This window comes from Aureimonas sp. AU40 (assembly GCF_001463785.1).
Classification (GTDB): Bacteria; Pseudomonadota; Alphaproteobacteria; order Rhizobiales; family Rhizobiaceae; genus Aureimonas.
The window spans coordinates 1-544 of record NZ_BBWL01000071.1 but is presented as its reverse complement, the minus strand read 5'-3'; the positions used below and the strand labels follow the sequence as shown (position 1 = coordinate 544).

Below are 544 nucleotides of genomic sequence, written 5' to 3'. Positions count from 1 at the left end.
TCGGCGAGCGACGCGGCGCTGTTCGGCTGGTACTTCTTCGGACAGGGCCAGTGGAAGGACGCCAATGGTTGGTTCAAGGCCGCCGCGCAGCTCGACACCGACCCCAAGCATGTCGAGGGTCAGGTCCTCTCGCTGCGCAACGACGGCGCGCTCGACGCGGCGACGAGCCTTGCCTACGACAATCGCGACCGCTCGCCCGAGATCGCCAAGATCTTCGTGGAGATCGTGTCGGAACGCCTGACCTCGGACAAGCTGACGCCGCCGGACGCCGACATGCTGGCGCGCTTTCCCACCGTGGTGGAGGCGAGCCGTTCGGCGCTCGGCGCGCAGTCGCTCGGCTGGTACAAGTTGGGCCAGGCCGACACGGACGGCGCGCGCAGCTGGTTCCGCAAGTCGATCGACTGGGAGGCGACGAGCGAGGGCGTCATGGGCCTCGCCGTGGTCGCCGCGCGCACCAAGGACAAGGCGGCGCTGGACGCGGTGCAGACCGCCTATGCCGAGCGCTTCCCCGAAATCCGCGAGTTGAAGGCGATGGAGACGGCAA

The 544-nt window shown here is 68.6% G+C and carries 1 pseudogene; it reads left to right on the top strand.

The features are described from left to right. Positions 1 to 544: pseudogene (locus AUL32_RS25755) on the top strand (hypothetical protein); the annotation flags it as partial.